Source organism: Kitasatospora sp. NPDC091207 (assembly GCF_044768625.1).
Lineage (GTDB): Bacteria > Actinomycetota > Actinomycetes > Streptomycetales > Streptomycetaceae > Kitasatospora.
Genome location: NZ_JBIVVS010000005.1, coordinates 78,435 through 99,236, shown reverse-complemented (window position 1 = coordinate 99,236; position 20,802 = coordinate 78,435). Strand labels below are relative to the sequence as shown.

General features: G+C 71.8%; 13 protein-coding genes and 2 pseudogenes. 10 read left to right on the top strand and 5 right to left on the bottom strand.

Annotated features, from left to right (window positions below; all coding sequences use genetic code 11):
- Positions 1-88: 88 nt before the first annotated feature.
- The 8 genes and pseudogenes from ACIQTO_RS11985 to ACIQTO_RS11950 all read left to right on the top strand — a co-directional run bounded on the left by ACIQTO_RS11985 (position 89) and on the right by ACIQTO_RS11950 (position 9,338).
- Complete coding sequence (locus tag ACIQTO_RS11985) at positions 89-1,513, top strand: MFS transporter (protein WP_402386428.1); 1,425 nt, start codon at positions 89-91, stop codon at positions 1,511-1,513.
- Between the two features lie 93 nt (positions 1,514-1,606).
- The gene (locus tag ACIQTO_RS11980; protein ID WP_402386426.1) at positions 1,607-2,581 is read left to right on the top strand and encodes a quinone oxidoreductase family protein; all 975 of its coding nucleotides are present in this window, start codon (positions 1,607-1,609) and stop codon (positions 2,579-2,581) included.
- 209 nt (positions 2,582-2,790) lie between these two features.
- The gene (locus ACIQTO_RS11975) at positions 2,791-3,438 is read left to right on the top strand and encodes a pyridoxal-dependent decarboxylase (protein WP_402386423.1); all 648 of its coding nucleotides are present in this window, start codon (positions 2,791-2,793) and stop codon (positions 3,436-3,438) included.
- A gap of 418 nt (positions 3,439-3,856) precedes the next feature.
- A pseudogene (locus tag ACIQTO_RS11970) lies at positions 3,857-5,071 on the top strand (GH1 family beta-glucosidase); the annotation flags it as partial.
- Positions 5,072-5,136: 65 nt separating this feature from the next.
- Positions 5,137-6,654 (top strand): recombinase family protein, encoded by a 1,518-nt coding sequence (locus ACIQTO_RS11965; protein ID WP_402386420.1) that lies wholly within the window; start codon positions 5,137-5,139, stop codon positions 6,652-6,654.
- A 1,564-nt stretch (positions 6,655-8,218) separates the two neighbouring features.
- Positions 8,219-8,785: a TetR/AcrR family transcriptional regulator gene (locus ACIQTO_RS11960; protein ID WP_402386418.1), complete on the top strand. Its 567-nt coding sequence runs from the start codon at positions 8,219-8,221 to the stop codon at positions 8,783-8,785.
- A gap of 8 nt (positions 8,786-8,793) precedes the next feature.
- Complete coding sequence (locus tag ACIQTO_RS11955; RefSeq protein WP_402386415.1) at positions 8,794-9,078, top strand: YciI family protein; 285 nt, start codon at positions 8,794-8,796, stop codon at positions 9,076-9,078.
- Positions 9,075-9,338: a hypothetical protein gene (locus ACIQTO_RS11950; protein ID WP_402386413.1), complete on the top strand. Its 264-nt coding sequence runs from the start codon at positions 9,075-9,077 to the stop codon at positions 9,336-9,338. The genes ACIQTO_RS11955 and ACIQTO_RS11950 overlap by 4 nt, the downstream gene beginning before the upstream one ends.
- Positions 9,339-9,354: 16 nt before the next feature.
- Here ACIQTO_RS11950 and ACIQTO_RS11945 read toward each other — a convergent pair whose 3' ends face one another.
- On the bottom strand, positions 9,355-11,235 hold the full coding sequence (locus tag ACIQTO_RS11945) for an NAD-binding protein (RefSeq protein ID WP_402386411.1): 1,881 nt from the start codon (positions 11,233-11,235) through the stop codon (positions 9,355-9,357).
- Between the two features lie 589 nt (positions 11,236-11,824).
- Here ACIQTO_RS11945 and ACIQTO_RS11940 point away from each other — a divergent pair.
- Together ACIQTO_RS11940 and ACIQTO_RS11935 are read left to right on the top strand one after the other, a co-directional pair.
- A complete protein-coding gene (locus tag ACIQTO_RS11940; protein ID WP_402386408.1) occupies positions 11,825-13,213 on the top strand; it encodes an amino acid permease in 1,389 nt (462 codons plus the stop codon).
- Between the two features lie 206 nt (positions 13,214-13,419).
- Positions 13,420-14,928: an ISL3 family transposase gene (locus tag ACIQTO_RS11935; RefSeq protein WP_402386967.1), complete on the top strand. Its 1,509-nt coding sequence runs from the start codon at positions 13,420-13,422 to the stop codon at positions 14,926-14,928.
- A 476-nt stretch (positions 14,929-15,404) separates the two neighbouring features.
- On the opposite strand, the pseudogene ACIQTO_RS11930 reads toward ACIQTO_RS11935, so the two are convergent.
- The 4 genes and pseudogenes from ACIQTO_RS11930 to ACIQTO_RS11915 all read right to left on the bottom strand — a co-directional run bounded on the left by ACIQTO_RS11930 (position 15,405) and on the right by ACIQTO_RS11915 (position 20,695).
- Positions 15,405-16,382: pseudogene (locus tag ACIQTO_RS11930) on the bottom strand (GlxA family transcriptional regulator).
- Between the two features lie 185 nt (positions 16,383-16,567).
- On the bottom strand, positions 16,568-17,746 hold the full coding sequence (locus ACIQTO_RS11925) for a hypothetical protein (RefSeq protein ID WP_402386406.1): 1,179 nt from the start codon (positions 17,744-17,746) through the stop codon (positions 16,568-16,570).
- 325 nt (positions 17,747-18,071) lie between these two features.
- Positions 18,072-19,736, bottom strand: coding sequence for an ABC transporter permease (locus ACIQTO_RS11920; protein WP_402386404.1), 1,665 nt, complete (start codon positions 19,734-19,736; stop codon positions 18,072-18,074).
- Positions 19,733-20,695: an ABC transporter ATP-binding protein gene (locus ACIQTO_RS11915; RefSeq protein WP_402386401.1), complete on the bottom strand. Its 963-nt coding sequence runs from the start codon at positions 20,693-20,695 to the stop codon at positions 19,733-19,735. The genes ACIQTO_RS11920 and ACIQTO_RS11915 overlap by 4 nt, the downstream gene beginning before the upstream one ends.
- Between the last annotated feature and the right edge of the window lie 107 nt (positions 20,696-20,802).

The window sequence follows — 20,802 nt, the reverse complement described above, 5'->3', positions numbered from 1 at the left end:
TGGTGATCGACCTCCATCGAACACTATAGACCGCGAAGGCCCTTCGCGGACCGGTACCGACGACTTCCATCTGAACGGGGGCTGCCTGATGAGTGAAGCCATCGAGACCCCCGGGCGCGCCCGGTCCCCACGCCGCCGCCCGGGCGCTCCCGTGCGCCGGCCCGGTGCCGGCGAGCCGCCCGGCACCTCCGGGCCCGGCGCGGGCGCCCTCGGTTCGGTCTGCCTCGGCTTCTTCATGGTCCTGCTCGACGGAAGCGCGCTCAACGTCGCCCTGCCCGATCTCAGCGCCGAATTCGGCGGCTCGCTGGCCACCTTGGAGTGGACGGTCAACGCCTACACCGTCGCCATGGCCGCCTGTCTGCTCGGCGGCGGCGCCCTCGCGGACAAGCTCGGTGCCCGCCGCCTCTTCCAGGTCAGTCTGCTGCTCTTCGTCGCCGCCTCCGCCGCCTGCGCGGCCGGGCCCACCATCGGGGCCCTGATCGCCGCCCGCGTCGTCCAGGGCGTGGCCGCCGGCGGTCTGCTGCCCGCCTCGCTGGCCGTCATCGCTCACATGTACCCCGAAAGCGCGGCCCGCGCCCGGGCCTTCACCGTCTGGGGCGGCGTCAGCTCGTTGGCCCTGGTGGCCGGCCCGGTGGCGGGCGGCGCGCTGACCGCCGGCGTCGGCTGGCGGGCGATCTTCCTCGTCAACGTCCCCATCGGACTGGCGGCCGCCGTGGTCTGCCGGCGCAAGGTCGCCCCTTCGCCGGTGCGCGCCGTCCGACTGGACGTGCTCGGCCAGCTCGCCACCGCGGCCCTGGTCGGTTCCGGGATCGGCACCCTGGTCCAGGCCGGGGCCCTGGGCTGGAGCGCGCCACTGACCCTGGTGCTCGCCGCCGCCACCCTCGCCGCCGCCATCGCCTTCGTTGCCGCCGAACGCTTCGCCACCCACCCCGTCCTGCCCCTGGACACCTTCCGCCGCCCCGGTTTCACCCCCGCCCTCACCGTCGGCGCGCTCTACCAGTTCGGCGCCTACGGCGCTCAGTTCGCCATTTCCCTGCACCTGCAGCGCCACTGGGGGCGTGACGCGCTCGGCGCCGGCCTCGCCTTCGTCCCCTTCGCGCTCTGCTGGAGCCTGGCCTCCTTCGTCCTGGCCCGCGCCGTCCACCGCACCGGGGTGCGCGCCCTGCTGACCACCGGCGCCGCCACGGCCGCCGCCGGTGCCCTCGCCCTCCTGCCGCTGGCCGACACCCCCGACTGGTGGCTGTTCACCGCCGGGAGCTGCCTGCTCGGACTCGGCGCCGGTCTCATGGGCCCCTCCCTGCCCACACTGGCGCTGCGGTCCCTGCCCCCCGACCGGTCCGGCCTCGCCTCCGGCTCCCTCAACGCCTTCCGCCAGATCGGCGGAGCGGTCGCGATCGCCCTGTTCGGCCCGGTCCTGGCGGCCACGGGCGCCGGCGGCCTGAGGGTCTGTCTGGCGCTGGTCGCGGCAGGCTTCCTGGCCGTCACCTGGGCGGTGCACCGCAGCGTGCACTGACCTCGGTGGCCCGGTCCTGCCGACCAGGCCGTCCCGACCCGACCTTCCGTCTCCGACCCACCCCGTCCGACGATCCGAGGAGAACGAACACTCATGCGCGCAGTGGTGGTCCACCAGCCCGGCGGCCCCGAGGCCCTCACCCCCGTTGAACTCCCCGACCCGGTCCCGGGCCCCGGCGACGTCCTGGTCCGCACCGGCGCCATCGGTGTCAACTTCAAGGACGTCTACGAACGCGAAGGGCGCACCGGCGCCACCGCGCCCTTCGTCCCCGGCTGCGAGGGCGCCGGCACCGTCGTCGCCACCGGGCCCGGCGTCACCTCTCCCGCCGTCGGTGACCGCGTCGCCTGGTGGGCGGCCCCCGCGAGCTACGCCGAACTCGTCGTCGTGCGGGCGGGCGCCACCGTGCCGGTGCCCGACGACATCCCCGACACCGACGCCGCGGCCGTCCTCCTCCAGGGCCTCACCGCCCACTACCTGACCACCACCACCTGGCCCACCCGCAAGGGAGCCACCGCCCTGGTCCACTCCGCCGCCGGCGGCCTGGGCGCCCACCTGACGCGCCTGCTCGCCGCCGCCGGCGTCCGGGTGATCGGCACGGTCTCCAGCCCGGCGAAGGCCGCCGCCGCCACGGCGGCCGGCGCCGAGGAGGTCGTCGTCCGCACCCAGGAGGACTTCGCCGCCCGGGCGCGCGAACTGACCGGCGGCCACGGCGTGGACGTGGTCTTCGACGGCATCGGCCGCGACACCTTCGAGGCCGGTCTGACCTGCCTGGCCCGCCGCGCCACCTTCGTCCTGGCCGGCGCTGCCTCCGGCCCCGCCCCCGCCCTCGACCCCCAGTCCCTCGCCGCCCACGGCTCCGTCTATCTGACCCGCCCCACCCTGGTCGATCACGCCACCGACCCCGCCGAACTGCGTGCCCGCGCGGCGGAGGTCTTCGACTGGCTCCGCCAGGGCCGCCTCACCCTCACCATCGCCGCCCAGCATCCGCTCGCCGACGCCGCCGCCGCCCACACCGCCCTGCAATCCGGCCTCACCACCGGCAAGCTCCTCCTGCTCCCGTCCCCCTGACCGCTGTACGGGCTCCTCTTGCCACCGGCTCCCCGACCGTGCCGGGAGCGCCTCCCCGGTCGGGGGGCGTCTCGGGACGTCGGGGCTGTCGGGGGCGTCACGGGGCGTCACGGGTGTTGGGGTGCCCGGGGTGTCGGGGTGCACGGTGAGGCTGAAGTCCGGACCTGACGTTCGGGGGGTCTCCGTCCTGCCGGTCCGCGGCCGCGCCCATGGACTCGGCCTTCCAGGCCGGCATGGGCCGGCGCGTCGGGATGTGGCATCACGCGGACGGGGACTGGGGCGGGCTGGGAGCCGCGGTCCCGGCCCTGGCGCCCCTCCACCAGGGCGTCGATGAGCTCGACTCGACGACCGTGGACCCGCACCAGACGCTCAGCGTGCCGGTGGAACGCGGAGCGCTGCTCGTCCCGGACCCCGAGCACCTGCCCACCGCCTGCGCGCACCAGGCCTGCTACCTCACGGCCGGTGAACCGGGCGTGCTGCCCTGGCTCTCCCACGCCACGATCGAGCTGACCCGCCCCGGTGCGCGGGCCCTGACCCTCTGGGCCACCCGCAGTACCTGGGCCGCGACGGCGTCACCGACATCATCGAGCACGACCTGCGCCTCGCCGATCTGTTGCGCGACCGGATCACGAGCGAACCGCGACTGGAACTGTTGGCGGGCGGCCCGTGGCCGGTCGCCTGCTTTCGCGTCACCGACCCGGAGTGCGGTGACCTGGACGCTCTTCAAGCCCGGGTGGCCCGCCGGGTCCAGGAGAACGGACGCGCCTACCGCGCCACCGTCGCCGTGCGCGGCCGTACCGTGCTACGCGCCTGCCTGTGCAACTACCGCAGCACCACCGCCGACCTCGACGTGCTGATCCGCGAAGTCCTCCACGCCGGCGAGACCCGTCCGCCGCCGGCCCGCCGCCGGCGAGCCGGCCGACGACGTCCGCGTCGCCGTCGACACCGTGCTCGCCCGCGGCCACGACCGCCTCGCCGCGGCCTACCGCGACGCACCGCTGTTCGGCGGCTGAACGCCCGCACCCTGAGGAGGACGGCCAGTCACCGCAGGCGTTTCACCGAGAAGCCTCACCGCCCCGCCGCACGCGTTGCCTTGGCGGCCCGCACTCGGGCGCGGACAGCCGGGTCGGTTGTTCCGCAAGTCCGGCACGGTTGGCGCTTGGAGCCTTCGCGCGACATCTGGTGTTTCGTCGGTCAGTCGCTAACATGAGGACTCCTCATATTTTATGCCTCCATTGAGTGCCTAGTCATCGCCATCGCGAGCAAGGAGCGGCCGTGCCGAACCGACTCGACCTCCCGGCGGGCTTCCGCTGGGGTGTCTCCACCGCCGCCTACCAGATCGAGGGAGCCGTCGAGGAGGACGGACGCGGCCCGTCCGTCTGGGACACCTTCACCGCCCGGCCCGGCACCGTTCGCGACGGACACACTGGGGCGGTGGCGTGCGACCACTACCACCGGTATCCCGAGGACATCGAGCTGATGCGCGGCCTCGGCCTGGACGGCTACCGGTTCTCGATCGCCTGGTCACGCGTGCTGCCCACCGGTGCGGGCCCGGTCAATCCGGCCGGACTCGCCTTCTACGACCGCCTGACCGATGCCCTGCTCGCCGCCGACATCACCCCGCTGCCCACCCTCTTCCACTGGGACCTCCCGCAGGCCCTGGAAGACACCGGCGGCTGGCTGAACCGCGAGACCGCGTACCGCTTCGCCGAGTACGCCGTGATCGTCGCCGACCGCCTGGGCGACCGGATCCCCACCTGGATCACCCTCAACGAGCCCTTCGTGCACATGGTCTACGGCTACGCCCTCGGTACCCATGCTCCCGGCCACGCCCTGATGCTCGACGCCCTGCCGGTCGCCCACCACCAGCTCCTCGCCCACGGTCTCGCCGCCGCCGCGCTGCACGAGCGCGGCCTGGAGGTGATGATCGCCAACAACCTCACCCCGGTGTGGCCCGCCTCCTCTTCGGATGCCGACCTCGCCGCCGCCGACGCCTATGACGCGCTCCACAACCGCCTGTTCACCGACCCCCTCCTCCTCGGCCGCTACCCCGACCTCGCCGCCTACGGCGTCGGGCCCGACCTCGGCGGCTGCGTCCACGACGGCGACCTCAAGCTCATCGCCGCCACCCCGCTCGACGGCCTCGGCGTCAACTACTACAACCCCACCCGCATCGCCGCTCCCACCGACCCCGGCCTCCCCTTCGCCGAAGCCCCCATCGAAGGCGTCCCCCGTACTGCTTTCGACTGGCCCGTCGTCCCCGACGGCCTGCGCGAACTCCTCACCGGCCTCCGCGACCGCTACGGCGCCGCCCTCCCGCCGATCACCATCACCGAGAACGGCTGCTCGACGACCGCGGCCATCGACGACCAGCCCCGCATCGACTACCTCGCCGGCCACCTCGACGCCCTCGCCGAGGCCGCCGCCCAAGGCGTCGACGTCCGCGGCTACTACACCTGGTCCCTGATGGACAACTTCGAGTGGGCGGAAGCCCGTCGAACGTACTGTCATTCGACGGCCGCGCCCAATCGCGGTCCTCCCGGAGGATCCGGTCCATGCCCGCGTACAACTACGAACCACCGAGCAAGCACTCGTCGACGGACCCGGCCGACTGGCCGGAGATCGACCTGTACCTCCGCAAGTCCAAGGTCGTGCGCGAGGGAGACAAGCGCGACATCACCTCGATCAGGGCCCAGGAGGCCGAAGGACGGGAGTGGGCCGCGAGGAACCACTACCGCGTCCGGAAGGTGTGGATCGACAACCTGTCCGCCTGGTCGGACATCGCCCGCCCCGGCTTCGACAACGCCCTCGCCGCGGTACTCGATGACCAGGTGCCCGCTCTCTGGTGTTTCGCGCTCGATCGCTTTTCCCGCAAGGAAATTGACGACATCGGCCCGGTGATGGGAAAGGCCCGGGTCATCTTCTATTGGGAGCGGCTCGACAGCTCCGCCCCCAACGACCGCCGCTGGATCATCGACCGGGCGGAGCAGGCCCGCGAGTACTCGGAACGCCTCAGCTACAACATCCGCGTCACCAAGAAGAACCAGCTGAGGAACGGCCAGTGGTCGAGCCGGCCGCCGTACGGGACCGAGGCGACCAAGGACCGCAAGCTGACCAACGGAGACCTGTGGCCCGTCGTGCTGCACATCTTTCGCAGCCTGGCCGACGGGATCAGCGCGCGCAGCCTCTGTCTGGCGTTCAATTCCGGCCCGAATCGGATGCTGTCCCCTTATGGCAAGGAGTGGCAGACATCCACCATCTCCTACATGGTGTACAACCCCGTGCACGAAGGCTGGCAGACGATCAAGCACCCGGACAACAAGAACAAGCCGATCCCGTATCGCGACGAGTCCGGGGAACGGGTCCGGGTCTGGGTCGAGGGAGCGGAGCCCGTTCCGCACGAACTGGCCGTACGGGCCCGGCAGATGCTCACGGCGGGCAACTTTCCGGGCCGGCGGACTTCCGGAAGCCGAAAGCGGCACCTGCTGACGGGCCTCGCACGTTGCTCCGGGTGTCGGAACGCCGCGTCGGCCAGCGGGCTGAACCACCACTGCAACCGGCCGACAGTGGGGCAGCTCTGCCCGGCTCCGGTGTCGGCCAGCCGTAGGCTGCTGGAGGAGTGGGTGATCGAGGCCTGGTTCGCCAGGCTGAACGCAGCAGACATCGACGATCCTCTCCTGGCCGTCGCAGCCGAGCGGTGGGCCGGCTACCAGCACCCGGAGACGGCGGAGCAACTCGCCGACGCCGTCGCGGCGCTCACCGCTGCGGAGACCACCGTTCAGCGCCTAGCGAAGCAGCAGGCGGAAGGCTTCTTCGAGCCCCTCTTCGACACCCGCCTCCCCAAGCTTCAGGCGGAGGCCAGGGCCGCATTGATCGCCGCCAAACAGACCAAAGCGCCTCGACGTCAGCTGGCTCCTGGAGGACGAGACCATCCGCAAGGCGTGGGCGGATGCCGACCACGAGCTTCGGCGCGAGCTGCTCCGCCTCCTGGTGCGGCGCGTGGTCGTTTCGAAGGGCCGCCGTGGGGTCCCGTTCGACGGCAAGTCCCGGGTCGAGATCCACTGGCTGGATGAGCCGGATCCGTGGGCTGCCCCGGGAGAAGCTCTGGCGGGAACGCGAGGCTGACGGTTCGGTCCACCGCCGGGGCGACTGACTCGGGGCCGGGCTGGTGAGCGACGAGCTCGCTGCCCGGCCCCAACGCCGTCAGGCAGGCCAGTGCGGCCCCTACCAGAGAAGCCCGGCCTCGCCAAGCCGCTGCTTCCCCGGACGATGCGGGAGTCCTGCTCCACGGAATCCCGGAGGCCTCGTTGTTCACCGCCGCGCCGACTGACGCTCTTTCTGTCCTTCGCAAGGGTGCTTATGACAACTGGTGCTCGGAACCTGCCGTGGGGCGGTTCCACGTGTGCGGACCTCCGGGCGACACGGCAGCCCCGGACCCCGGCTGGCGAGTCTCCACGCCATCATCGGAGGGGGCGGCCGCCCTGGCGCGGTTGCTCGGTGACGACATGAGGGTGAAGCAGCCTGGCGCCGAGCTGATGACCGGCCGGGATAGCTTCCTGATCACTCTCGACGGGCCGCAGGCCCTGGACTTCAGGATGACCATGCGGGGACGTCAAGGCGCCCACGTTTGCGACGGAGCTCGACTGCTGGTGCCGGCAGCGGTCGCGGGAGCGGCCTGTGGCTGCCCGCCTACCTGGAGGCAGCGCCGTGCGGCGTCCAGGACTGGACAGGGGCCGAAGCCGGCGATCACTGTGAGGTTCCGATTGGCGGAGGCCTTGGAGATCGGGCATTTCGACCTCGTGTCGTCCTCCTGGGCGTTGATGAGGGACGTGGAGGCGGTAGCCGCAGCCCTGAGCGCGATCGGCTCTCCGGCGACGGCTCGTCTGGGCGTCGATCGAGGGGTGTTCACTACAGCGGGGGGCGTGGAGGTCACCGGTCGACGTCGGGCAAGGGTGATGACTCTCCTCCCCTCGGTCGGCCTGGTCTCCTGGATGAAGGGCGCAGCCTCGTCGCCGGGCCTGGCAATCTCGAACTGACCGTTCATGTCGGGATAGCTGGGAAACGGATAGAAAGGATCTCCTTCGCTGGGAGCTGCGCTCGCGGCGAACTGGGTGAAGACCGAGGGGTACACGACCGGCGTCGTCGCTCCGTGGAACTGGTAGCCCTCGTAGGGGCCGGCCGAGATGCGTGTAAGCGTCGGCGTGCCGGGAGTGGCCGTCGCGGACGTCGTTGCCGGGGAGGGGGCGCGCCCAGCACCGCGAATATCGATGTCATGGCGCCCACGGCGGCTGTACGCCGAACCCACCGCCCACCCGTACGTCCCCTACGATTCCTCTTCACCGAAACCCCCATCAAGCCCTCGGCGGGGCGAACCCAGTTGATCCGGTGCGCCGTGACGAGGATCAGTACACACCGCGGCCACGCACATGCTGGGGCAGGTGAGGCGGCTGCCATGGTTCCGTAAGCTCTCCGGCCGTCAACCTCCAGCGGTGTGGCGAACATCGTAGGACAGTCACCCCAGGGCACCGTCACGCCGGGTCGTCCGCCTCCGTGGTGTCAACGGCTTGACGATCTAGGACAGCTGACCTACGTTGTGGCTCTAGGTCGACTGTCCTACGGCATCGGAAGGGGATCACCGTGACTGCTGTGGCGACCCGCGAGCAGATCGTGGCGGCAGCGGACCGGCTGTTCTACCACCACGGCTACGAGCACACTTCGTTCGCGGACATCGCCGGGGCCGTCGGGCTGTCGCGGGGCAACTTCTACTACCACTTCAAGTCCAAGGACGCGATCCTGGACGCGGTGATCGACGCCCGCCTGGCCGACACCCGGCGGATGCTGGAGCAGTGGGAGGCCGAAGCGCCGACTCCGGTCGGGCGCATCATGCGGTACATCGAGATCGTGCTGACCAACCGCGCCGACATCCAGGACTACGGCTGCCCCGTGGGCACCTTGACCACGGAGCTGGCCAAGCTGGAGCACGCCATGCTCGGCCAGGCGGGGCGGCTGTTCACCCTGCTCTGCACCTGGCTCCGCGAGCAGTTCGCACTGCTCGCACCCGCCGAGCAGGCCGACGAGCTGGCGATGCACGTACTCGCCTTCAGCCAGGGCGTCGCCGTCATGGCCAACGCCTTCCACGACGAGGCGTTCATCCAGCGCGAAGTCGGCCGGATGCGCGACTGGCTGCACACCTACGAGAAATGAGAGATCGCATGTTCGTGGTCCTGCTTCGCTTCTCCGACAACAAGCCCGCCGCCGGCCAGCACATGGCCGGCCACCAGGAATGGGTCAAGCGCGGCCTGGACGACGGGGTCTTCCTCCTGGTCGGCAGCATCCAGCCGGGCCTCGGCGGCGCGGTCCTCGCCCACAACACCTCGCCCGAGGACCTGCGCAAGCGCGTCGACGAGGACCCGTTCGTCGCCCAGGACGTCGTCACGGCGGAGATCACCGAGATCGCGCCGGGCATGGCGGACGAGCGGCTGAGCTTCCTGCTGTGACGGCACCGTTCCTCGGCCCCGACGGTGCGCCGCGCTGCCCGTGGAGCACAGCCGCACCGGAGTTCCTCGCCTACCACGACACCGAATGGGGCTCCCCGGTCGCCGACGCGACCGGCCGGCGCCGTGAGGAGATCGCCCGTATCGTCGTCTCCATGTCCGCACACCAGCGGGCCGGCCTGATCGACGCGCTGCACGCGTTCGCGGAGGCCGCCGGCGAGCCGTCCGCACCGGCGCGCCAGCTCGGTCTGGTCGGCTGGTGACGTCCCGGCCGGCGGCTCAGGGCCTCGTGGTGTCCGGACGTAGGAGCAGCCCGAGCCCCTCGCGGGTCGCGGCGACCACGACCAGGTCGCCGTCGACGAGCATCCGTGTCTCCACCGGTGTCCAGAGGAGTTCGGGCGTGGCGAGGTAGGGGTTGGCGAGGTCGGGTGTGCGTTCGGGCGGGTCGACGAGGTCGACGGCGAGGACGCGCCAGTGGCCGGGGCGCTGGGCCTCGGCCACCGTGCGGCCGGACAGGTACGGGTTTCCTGATACCTGGACGGCGGCGATCAGCACGACCTGGCGGCCGACGGCGAGGGCGCCGATCACTTGGCGGCCCATCATCGCCGAGGCGAACGAGGGCGCGGCGAGGAAGGAGACGCTGCGGCTGCGGGTGGCGGCGCGAGGGTAGGAGTCTCGAAGCGCCTGGTAGATGTCGCCCGCGAAGTCGTCGTCGAACAGCCGGAGCACCACCCGCAGTTCGGGGCTGCACTCCCGCCCGTACAGGGCCGCTTCCAGATTGGTGCTGTCATTGCTGGTGAGCGTCATCAGGGCAGCGGCCCGGTGGACCTTGGCAGCCTCCAGGACACCGTCCTGGGTCGCGTCCCCGATCACCACGGGAACGCCGTAGGAGCGGGCCCGGGCGATGCCCCGGGCGGTCGGCTCGGCCTCGACGCAGACCACGGGAACTTCCAGTTCCCAGAGGCGTTCCAGCACCCGGCTGCCCACCCGTCCGAGTCCGACCAGCACGATGTGCCCGGACAGCCCGCGCGGCGGCCGGCGCAGCGCGGAGACGCTGCGGAACGCCCCGAGTGCCTCCAGTGCGAGGGCGATCAGCAAGGGCATCAGCAGCATGCCGCTGATGGCTGTCAGGATCTGCAGTACCTTGCGGCCCGGCCCCGCCTCGTCGGCCGGATCGGCGATGCCGAGCACGTCCAGCGTGGTCAGCCATGCGGCACGGGTGGGGGACTGTCCGGTGATGGCCCACGTCAGCGCGGCGAACACGAAGACCAGTCCGGCCAGTGCGGCCAGCGCCCACCGCAGCCGCGGCGAGAACAGCGTGGACAGTGGCACTCCCGACAGGCCGGGAAGCCTGCGCGTGCGAGCCGGAGCCTGTGCCCGTCCGAGCAACTCCAGCACCACGCGCTCGGCACCCGACGCCACCGACGCGGGGTCCGGCAGGAGGCCACCCTCGGGCTCCGGGTGGGCGGTGTCCGGCGTCACGGCGAGGGTCGCCACCTCCTGCCCGCGCGCGGGCGCGCCGGGCGACACGACGGACAGACGCAGCAGCCGCCCATCGACGTGCACCACGTGGCCGCGCCCGGCCACGGCGGCCGCCACGAGCGCGGGGGCGGCGGTCGCGGACGCCGACAGCACGGTGGTGGACGCCTGCAGGGCCGCCGGCGACAGCCCCGGGTGGTGGGCGCCGGCCGCACGGTCCAGCAACTGCTCGATCCGGCCGCCGAGGCGGCGGTTGTAGACGCGCAGCACGAGCCGCAGGCCCGGGTTGATCCGCCGGGCGCGCAGCGCCGCCTGGATGTTGGCCTGATCGTCGTCCGAGGTCAGCGCGAGGGCGGCGGCCTCGCGAACGCCGACCGCCCGCAGGGTCGCCTCATCGGGTTGCTCGGCCTCGACGGCCGTGACGCTCACCCCTTCGTCAGCGGCCAGGGCGGCGATGTGCGGACCGTGTCCGTGCCTAAGGGACGGCAGGACCACGGTCACCCGCCGGCCGTAGAGCGTCGCGAGTTCGACCGCGAGCCGATGCGCGAGGGCGTCGTCGCCGAAGACGACCATGTGTCCGGTCGGAGCGTCGCCGGCCGGGCCGGCCTGCGTGGGCACCGGTGCGGGCCGGTCCGTGGCCGGCTCCGCCTCGCCGGACTGCTGGAGGGAATGAGTGGACATCGCGCCAGTCTGCCCGGCCGGACTCACGGGCCGGCCACCGGTCGGACATCGTTGACGAACCGTCATTCACATGGCTCGCGGGCGCGTCGGTCGGTCGGGACGCGCGGCACCGCTCGTACGCTGCCCGGCCCGGCCGGTTTGCGGCTGCCCCGGGAGCTGCGAGCTGAGGCCATCCGCGCTGTTGCGGTGTCGGTGCCGTGAGGGCGGGAGTGGCGTCCGAACCGCGACGGCGATCGCGACGGCGCGTGGCCGGTGCTCGGCGAACACACCGGTGTCACAGGAGCGCGGGCCGAGGAGGTCGAAGCAACAGGTCGCGACAGCCCTGCCGGATGAGCCGGAGCAGGCGCTCGCGCGCGGCATCGACCGCCGGCAGGTCGAGATCGCCGCTGATGTGCACCATCGTCCAGCCGTGCCGTTCACTGTAAGTCGCGTTCGCTGCGCCCACGCAGGGCCTCGGTGGAGAGCGAAGTCCTTAACGCGTCCTTGACGCTCTTCTGTCGCGTTCTTGACGTATCGTTTCCCTCCGGTGAGCCGGGAAGCCTGGTCGGCACAGTGATCGACAACACCCTTCGGTGAAAGGCCTGCTGCCGTGGTATCTCCCGCTGCCGTCACACCCGCCCCGTCGGCTCCGTCCGGCCGCGGGCCCCGGCGCTCGGTTCTCTTCTTCGCCTTCGCCTTCGCCGTGATCGCGGACCCGGTCTCCTCGGTCGCCTACGCGATCGAGGCCGCCCTGCACGCCCTGCACGGCGACCTCGCGCTGCTGCTGCCGACCATGGGCCTGGTGGTCGGCCTGGTCGTGGTCGTCACCGCCAACTACTGGCAGCTGGTGCGACGCTTCCCCAAGGGCGGCGGCGCCGCAGCGGCGGCCGGGCGCGCCTTCGGGCCCCGGTGGACGTTCCTGCCGATCGGAGCCCTCGTCGTCGACTTCGTCCTCACCATCGGCATCTCCATCGCCGCCGCCACGAGTGCGGTGATCGCGCTCGTCCCGGGCCTGGCGTCGATCCGCATACCGCTGGCACTGGTCCTGCTGGTCGTCGTGGCCGCACTCACCTGGTTCGGGCACGGCGGGCGGCTCCTGTTCGCCGCGATGACCGTCGTCTTCGTCGCCGTCGCCGTCGCCGTCGTCGTCCTCGGCTTCACCGCCCCACACGCCATGGGCACGGCCCCGGCCCACACCGACCCGGGACGCTCGGCCGCACTCGCCGTCGTGCTTGCCTTCCCCGTCGCGATGGCCCTGGCCACCGGGGTGGAGGCGCCGTCCACCGCGATCGCCCAGCTCGGCCAGCTCGACGACACCCACCGCCGCCGCTTCGGCCGCGGCACCCTCGCCCTGCTGCTCGTCATCGTCGGCGGCCTCACCCTCGCGCTCACCGCCCTCGCCGTGATGCTCCACATCGGCCTGCCTGGCGCCGACTCCACCCAGATCGCTGACATCGCCCACGCTGCGGTCGGCCCCGGCTGGCTCTACGGCGCTTTCCAGCTCACCAGCTCCCTGCTCCTGCTCGCCGCCGCCAGCTCCTCCTTCCAGGCGGGCCCCGGTCTCCTCAAGGCCCTGGCCGGAACCGCGAAGAACCCCGGCGTCCTGCCCGCCGTCCTCGGCCGGACCAACAAGCACCACACCCCGTACTGGTCCGTCGTGGTCTACCTGGCCGCAGCCGCCGTGATCATCGTCGCTGCGGCCGGCCAGGAACAGGAACTGGTGCTGTTCTACGCCGTGTCGGTCTTCGTCAGTTTCCTGGTCGGCCTGCTCGCGATGACCCACTTCGCGCGCAGCGAGCGCAAGCCCCTCGTCGCCGCCGTCAACGCCCTCGCCGCGGTGGCCGTCGCCTTCACCCTCGTGGTGAACCTGCTGCGCGGCTGGCCGGTGCTGTCCCTGGTCGCCACCCTGCTGATCGGCGGCGGCCTGTACATCCGCTGGGTCCGCGCCGGCAGTCCGAGTGGCATCGAGGACGTGGAGCGCCAGGCCGAGACGGTCTGACGCGCCGGCGGGCGCCGGCTGCCCCGGCTGGAGAGCATCGGTGTCGTCGACGGTGCGAGCAGTCCGTGCGTCCGACACCGCTTCGACAACGGGAGCACGCGGCTGGGGTCTGTCCAGCGAACGGCTCTGTCCCGTCATCGGTGGTAACGAAGGGTGACGGTCGTCGTTGTTGTTACGTGCGAGATGCCAACGAGCTTGTGAGCATAGTGTTTTCAGGGCTGTCGGCGCTGGTCGTCCAGGACGTGGTGGACGAGGGCGAGGTCATCCGGGTGTCGGCCCGGACCCAGGACGAGCCTGTGCCGTGCCCAGCGTGCGGGCAGCCGACGCCGCACGTACATGGCTTCCACCATCGAGTGGTCGCGGATGTGCCGGTGGACGGTCGGCGGGTCGTGGTGTCGGTGCGAGTCCGACGCCTGACCTGCCCGGTTCTGGGATGCCCGCGCCAGACGTTCCGTGAGCAGGTCCCCGGCCTGATCGAACGCTACCAGCGGCGCACGCGCCGTCTCGCCGACCAACTCGGTGAGATCGTCAAGGAGTTAGCGGGCCGGGCGGGCGCCCGCCTCTCCCGGGTCCTGGCTGCGACGGTCTCCCGCTCGACCGCCCTGCGCGTGCTCATGCGCCGGTCGGTGCCGCGGCTGCGCGTCCCGCGCGTGCTGGGCGTCGACGACTTCGCCCTGCGCCGGCGTCAGCGTTACGCCACCGTGCTCATCGACGCCGAGACCGGCGAGCGGATCGACGTCCTGCCCGACCGCACCACCCAGACTCTGGTCGCGTGGCTGTGCGAGCACCCCGGGGCCGAGTACGTCTGCCGCGACGGCTCCGGCTCCTACGGCGAGGCGATCCGCCAGGCCCTCCCCGAAGCGGTGCAGGTCAGCGACAGATGGCACGTGTGGAGCAACCTGTGTGGCAAGGTCCTGGCCGAGATCCGCTCCCACGCCGCCTGCCGGGCCACCGCCGTGAACCCGACCCGGCCCGGAGGCGTACGCGAGCAGACCACCCGCGAACGCTGGCACCAGGTCCACAAGCTGCCCGGCCAGGGCGTCGGGCTGCTCGAATGTGCCCGCCGCCTCGACGTCGCACTGAACACCGTCAAGCGGTACGCCCGTATGAAGGAGCCCACCGGCGACCGCCGGGCACCCCGCTACAAACCCACGCTGGTCGATCCCTACCGCGACCACCTGCGCCGGCGCAGGGCCGAGGACCCCGCGGTGCCCGTCACCCACCTCCTGCGCGAGATCAGGGAGCTCGGTTACACCGGGAGCGCGAACCTCCTGGTCCGCTACGTCACCCAGGGCCGCGCCGATGGTGACAGGCCCGTCACCACCCCGCGGCGCTTCGCCCGCCTCCTCCTCACCCGTCCCGAGAACCTGCGAGACAAGGACACCGCCCTCCTGAGGGAGCTCACCCAAAGCCGTTCCGAGATGACCGAACTCGCCCGTCTCACCGGAGAGTTCGCGCAACTACTGGTGCCGGCCGAGAACAACGACGCCAAGCTCACCGACTGGATCACATCAGTTCGCTCCGTCGACCTGCCCCACCTGCACTCCTTCGCGAACGGCCTGGAACTCGACCGGGCCGCCGTCGACGCCGGCCTCACCCTCCCGTTCCACAACGGCCGCACCGAGGGAGTCAACACGCGAACCAAACGGATCATGAGACAGATGCACGGCCGAGCCGGATTCTCCCTGCTCCGCCACCGCATCCTCCTCCAGTGATCATCACCCAGCGCTACCACCGATTACGGGACAGAGCCCGCGATTCGGGATCTATCACGTGACCCCCGATGACCGCCTTGCGGGCGACGAGCAGGGGGCGGCGCAGAGCGGCACGGATCGTCGCGAGAAGCTCCTCCGATGAGACCGGCCCGCTGATGAAGTGGTCCGCACCCGCATCCAGCGCTCTCACCGCCTCCTTGGTGTTCCGGCGTGCGCAGAGGACGATGATCGGCGCCGCGGTCGCGCGGCGCACTGCGTCGACCGTGTCGGTGAGGGAAGGGGACGCCGTGCTCGTCTGCACGATGACAGCGGCGGCGTGACAGTGGTGGGCGGCCGAGGGAGCCTCGCTGGGGTGAGGTACGTGGACGGCGCCCTGTCGCAGGTCGGCCGCCCGCAGGGCTCCGTACGCTGCCGGGTCCTGCGACAGGCCGCGGAGCACGGAGGCCAGTTGGTCCTTTCCGATGGCGACGTGGACGTCAGAAGCGGCGGCGGTACTCGGCCGGGGTGGTGGCCAGGCGTCGCTGGAAGGAGCGGTGCAGTGTGTCCACGGAGCCGAGGCCGCTGGCGGCGGCGATCTCCGGGAGGCTGAGGTCGCTCTCCTCCAGCAGTCGGCGGGCGGCCTCCAGCCGGGCGGACTCGACGTAGGCGGCCGGTGTGGTGGCGGTGCGTTGGCGGAACAGTCGGGAGAAGTGGCGCACGCTCAGGTGCAGTTGTGCGGCGAGGGCGTCGGCCGAGAGGTCCTCGGTCAGGTGCTCGGCGATCCACATCCGCAGGTCGTCGATCCGGTCGCCGTCGGCGCTCTGGACGGAGAGCGGGACGCTGAACTGGCTCTGCCCGCCGGAGCGTTTGACGTACATGACCATCATCCGGGCGGTGGCCAGTGCGAGTGCCTGACCGTGGTCCTCGGCGACCATGGCCAGCGCCATGTCCATTCCGGAGGTGACACCGGCGCAGGTCCACACGGTGCCGGCCCGGATGAAGATCGGGTCGGGGTCGACCATGACCTGCGGGTGCTCGGCCGCCAGGCGGGCCACGGTGAGTCAGTGGGTCGTGGCGGGCCGGCTGTCGAGCAGCCCCGCCGCGGCGAGCAGGTGTGCGCCCGCGCAGATCGACCCGACCCGGCCGGCCCTCGGGGCTGTCCTGCGGAGCCACTCGGTGACCGTCCGGTCGATCACCGGTTCCACCCCGTCGTCGACCAGCGTGATCGCGCCGGCCACGAGCAGGGTGTCCATCCGGCCGTCCACCGCGTCGAGGGTGAGGTCGGCCATCAGGCGCACGCCGCTGGAGGTCGCGACCGGTGCGCCGTCGGCGGTCGCGATCTGTACGACGTAGCCGGGCCGGTCGGGTCCGGCGACGCGGGTGGCGACGGAGAACACCTCTGCCGGTCCGGTGACGTCGAGAAGTTCGACGCCGGGGAAGGCGGCGACGACGACTCGGTGGGGCGACTGGGGCATGCCGACATCATGTCGCCCGGCCCGCGGTGGCTGCGATGACGAGGTCGTCGCAGATCCGGCCATGGGGCCGGCGTGGGAATCGAGAACATCGAGCGGCAGGCTGAAACCGGCTGACACGGCTCCGCCCGCACGGCTGCCGCGCCTTGCCCGGTCTGGCGACCGCGATTTCCTCGTGGTCCACCTGTCTACCCCGGGGTGACCGGCGGTGACGCGGTCCTGTTCGGGCGGCCGCCGGACCGGACCCAGTACAAGTGAAGGAGCAGCCCGACCACCGGGCCGGCCGCGGCCGACATCAGTGGCCAGCCGGTGCGGGCTTCCCAGCAGAGGGCGATGACGACCGCGGCAGCCGACGAGGCGTTGACGGCGGCGGCGACCGTCCTGCCCCTGCGCCGGGCCAATGAGGCCAGCGCAAGGCAACTGATCAGGAGCGCCAGGAGCAGCGTGCCCGCGTGCATGGCGAGAAACGGTGCCTCTTTACCGCCGGCGACCGTGACGACGACTGCCACCACTGCCAGATGCGCGGTCGGTGGCCGATAGGGCGTTGCCGGGGAGCCGGCCGGCCCAAGGCGTGCCGAAGCTCCGCGGACGGAGGCGGCCGCGGTCGTCAGGAGGAGGACGACGGTAAGACCGAGTGCGATCCGGAGCAGGCCGTGGTCGCCTGGAAGTGCGGCGGAACGGCACATCGGAAGCAGGCTCGTGGGAGTGTTCGCAGTGATCCACCGGCAGGCCGGCGGGCCCAGCGCGATCGCGACGACGCCCACGGTGGCGAGAGCGGAGATGAACGCGATGCCGCCCAGGCGCGTTCTGCGGGGCAGCCGCCGGCTGAGCTCCGCGCTCACCCTGACGGGTGAGTCCAGACCGGTGACGGCGGGCAGGCAAGCGGCGACGACGAAGGTGACGACGGCTGCGATCGGCTGCGCGCTCTCCGGTACCGGGCAGTCGTGCCAGGGAGCGGGCGTCAGGGCGCAGGCCGCTCCTTCCGCCAGGGCGAGAGCTGCGGCGGCGGCGCCCACGAGTGGGACGACCCGTCGGCCGACGCTCCTGTTTCGCGCGATCCAGGCGACCAATGCGATGAGGGACAGGGCGACTTGGAGGCGTATGGGGACGAGTACCGGGAAGAGCGAGATCACGGCGCCCGCGGTGGCGGTCACAGCCGTGCCGACCGCCAGGGTGAAGCTCGCCGCCAGGACGCCGATGGCGCAGAACGAGGCACCGGGGCCCAGCCCACGTGCGGCGGCGGCGCCGATGCTTCCTCCGCCGGGGAAGAGCCGGGTCAACTGCCAGATGTTGGCGGCCGCGACGGTCAGAAGCCCGACGACGGTGATGGGCACCGGGGTTTGCCCGCCGCCGCGCAGCGCGTGCACGGCCGCGAGGACGGGAACGACCAGGAGGGCGGCCGGGGCGGCGAGGGCGATCGGGAGGCCCGAGGACAGGCCGTCGTGCCGACGGCGCCGCTCGGTGCCGGGCATTCTCCTGGCCATGGCAGCCGCACCTTCGGCTCGGTGATCGGGGCAGGCCGAACTCATCGCCGACCAGACTTCCCGGCACACCGAGCAGAAACTATACGGAGTCAGATGTATGACGTGGCGTCATCAATCCAGCCATTGCGCGCGCCCGCAGGCGCGGGCGCGCGGTGCTGTCCGGGCCGCCGCACATCGGCCCGGACAGCACCGCCGTCGCCCGAAGGGGCTACTTCATCTCCAGGTCACGGCGGTTGAAGCCGGCCACGCCGAGGGCGACCAGGGCCGCTCCCAGAACGGTGAGGATCACCAGGGGTGTCCAGTCGACTGCCGCGGCGGGGAGGCGGGGGACGTGCCCGAACGGGGACAGGTTGTTCATCCACTCGGGAAGCTTGAGGAGCGGGCCCAGGTACCCGATGACGAAGGCGTAGCCCGGCACGATCCAGGCCGCCGCCACGGCCCGGGGGAGCCAGCCGTAGACGGTGACGGCGAAGCCGACGGTCACCCAGAGGGCGGGGGCGTAGGCGAGGGCGGCGCCAGTCAGGCGCAGGAACGCGCCGCCGTCCTTCAGTGAGGCCGCGCCGGCGATACCGAAGCCGATTCCGGCGGCGAGCATGAGGGCGGTGGAGCCGGCCAGCGCGACCGCCAGGTGGCCGGCCAGCCAGCGGGTGCGGGAGAGTCCGGTGGCGAGCAGCGGTTCGGCCCGTCCGCCGGTTTCCTCGCCGCGCGGACGCAGAGTGGCAAGGACGGCGTACACGGCGACGATCACGGCGATCACCAGCATGGTGATCGCGGCCAGGGAGTCGGCCATGGTCGTCCCGCCGACGCGCCGGAGCGCGTCCTTGAGCTGGTCGACGTCCTTCAGCATGTCCTCGGCGTTGCCGAGGATCGACCCGTACATCAGCCCGAGCAGCAGTGCGGCGGCGCCGAAGCCGGCCAGCATGCCGCGGTGCAGCCGCAGTGCGAGGCCGTACGGGCTTCCCAGTGCCTCGGAGGCGGTCGGGCTGCCGGGCCCGGTGGCCCGGAGGCCGGCGCCGACGTCACGCCGGGTGCTGAGCGCGAACGCCCCGGCGCCGGTTGCCGCGGTCAGCAGCAGCACGAGCAGTAGTGGCCACCAGCGGTTGTCGACGAACACGTAGGTGCGCTGGAGCCAGCCGATGGGCGATGCCCAGGAGAGCCCGTTGTCGCCGGCGTCGCCGGCGGCGCGCAGCGCGTAGGCGGCGCCGAGGACGGCGAGGGCCATGCCCGAGGCGGTGCGGGCGTGTGCGGAGATCTGGGCGGTGACACCCGCGACCGCGGCGAACAGGAGCCCCGCGGCCGCGCAGGAGAGTCCGTAGAGCAGGGCGGAACCGGCGGTGATGCCCTCGACGCCGAGGCCGCTCAGGCCGACGGTCAGGAGGAGGGTGAGCGCGAGGTTGGCGATGGTCGCCAGGGCGAATGCCGCCGCGAGGTGGGCGTGCCGGCCGACGGCGGCCGAGCGGACCAGCTCGGCGCGCCCGGTTTCCTCCTCGGCCCGGGTGTGCCGGGTGACGACCAGCACGCTCAGCAGCGCCATCAGAACAGCCGCCAGGCCGAGCAGCCGGTGGCCGAGCATGGCGCCGTAGGTGTAGTCGTCGAGGTAGTGGTGCGGGCCGGTCATGGCCAGTACGCCGGGGTTGTCCGAGGAGCGGGCGACCGAAGCACGGTCCTCCGCCGTCGGGTAGAGCGTCTTGACGTTGTTGGCGGTCGAGACCGTGACGAGGAAGACGAGCAGGACCCAGGCCGTGATCCTGATCCGCTCCCGCCGCAGGTTGAAGCGCAGGAGCGTCCCCACCCCGGCGAAGTTGTCGCCCACCTGCCGGTGTGCGGCCGTTCCGCTCGGTGCTGTGGTGTCCGTCGTGGTGGCGCTGGTCATCGCGCACCGCCGCGGATCCGCGAGAGGCGGCTGCGCCCGGCGGCCGGCTCGTCGGTGTGATGGCCGCTCACGGCCAGTTCGTCGCCGTAGTGGCGCAGCATCAGCTCTTCCAGCGTCGGCGGGTGGCTGACCAGGCTGTGCAGTCCGGCGTCGCCGAGTCGGCGGACTGCCGCGTCGAGGTGTCCGCCGTCGACGGAGAAGTGCACCTTGGAGCCCTCGATCCGGACGGCGTGCACGCCGGGCAGGGTCTCCAGGCCGGTGACCGGGCGGAGGGTCTCGGCCTCGACCGTGGTCCGGGTGAGGTGCCGCAGTTCGCCGAGGGTGCCGGTCTGGACGACCTTGCCGCGGCGGATGATGCTGACCCGGTCCCCGAGCTTCTCGACCTGGGCCAGGATGTGGCTGGAGAGTAGGACGGTCCGCCCCTGTGCTTTGGCCTGGAGGACGACGTCCTGGAAGACGACCTCCATGAGCGGGTCGAGGCCCGCGGTGGGCTCGTCGAGCAGGAGCAGTTCTGCGTCGGAGGCGAGTGCGGCGATGATGGCGACCTTCTGCCGGTTGCCCTTGGAGTAGGCGCGGCCCTTCTTGGTGGGGTCGAGGTCGAAGCGTTCGATCAGTTCGTCGCGGCGGCGCTTGTCGAGGCTGCCGCGCAGCCGGGAGAGGAGGTCGATGGCCTGGCCGCCGGTGAGGCTCGGCCAGAGTTCGACGTCGCCGGGGACGTAGGCGAGGCGGCGGTGCAGCTCGACGGCGTCGCTCCAGGGGTCCTTGCCGAGCAGTCGGGCGGAGCCGCCGTCGGCCCGCAGCAGGCCCAGCAGGACCCGGATGGTGGTGGACTTCCCGGCGCCGTTGGGGCCGAGGAAGCCGTGCACCTCGCCGGTCTCGACGGTGAGGTCGAGGCCGTCCAGCGCGGTGGTCCGGCCGAAGGCCTTGCGCAGGCCGGACAGAGTGATTGCCTTCGTCATGCTCCGGAAGGTACCGTAAATTCACAAACTTGTGAATATCAAGAACACGTTAAAGTTGACGCGACAGGACGACCGAGCTGGTCACGAGGCTGACGGGCGGAAAACGG

What these genes read in the sequence shown, in the direction of transcription:
- ACIQTO_RS11985 (WP_402386428.1), top strand. Translation starts at nt 89, where the DNA reads ATGAGTGAAGCCATCGAGACCCCCGGGCGCGCCCGGTCCCCACGCCGC.
- ACIQTO_RS11980 (WP_402386426.1), top strand. Translation starts at nt 1,607, where the DNA reads ATGCGCGCAGTGGTGGTCCACCAGCCCGGCGGCCCCGAGGCCCTCACC.
- ACIQTO_RS11975 (WP_402386423.1), top strand. Translation starts at nt 2,791, where the DNA reads ATGGACTCGGCCTTCCAGGCCGGCATGGGCCGGCGCGTCGGGATGTGG.
- ACIQTO_RS11965 (WP_402386420.1), top strand. Translation starts at nt 5,137, where the DNA reads ATGCCCGCGTACAACTACGAACCACCGAGCAAGCACTCGTCGACGGAC.
- ACIQTO_RS11955 (WP_402386415.1), top strand. Translation starts at nt 8,794, where the DNA reads ATGTTCGTGGTCCTGCTTCGCTTCTCCGACAACAAGCCCGCCGCCGGC.
- ACIQTO_RS11945 (WP_402386411.1), bottom strand. Translation starts at nt 11,235, where the DNA reads ATGTCCACTCATTCCCTCCAGCAGTCCGGCGAGGCGGAGCCGGCCACG.
- ACIQTO_RS11920 (WP_402386404.1), bottom strand. Translation starts at nt 19,736, where the DNA reads ATGACCAGCGCCACCACGACGGACACCACAGCACCGAGCGGAACGGCC.
- ACIQTO_RS11915 (WP_402386401.1), bottom strand. Translation starts at nt 20,695, where the DNA reads ATGACGAAGGCAATCACTCTGTCCGGCCTGCGCAAGGCCTTCGGCCGG.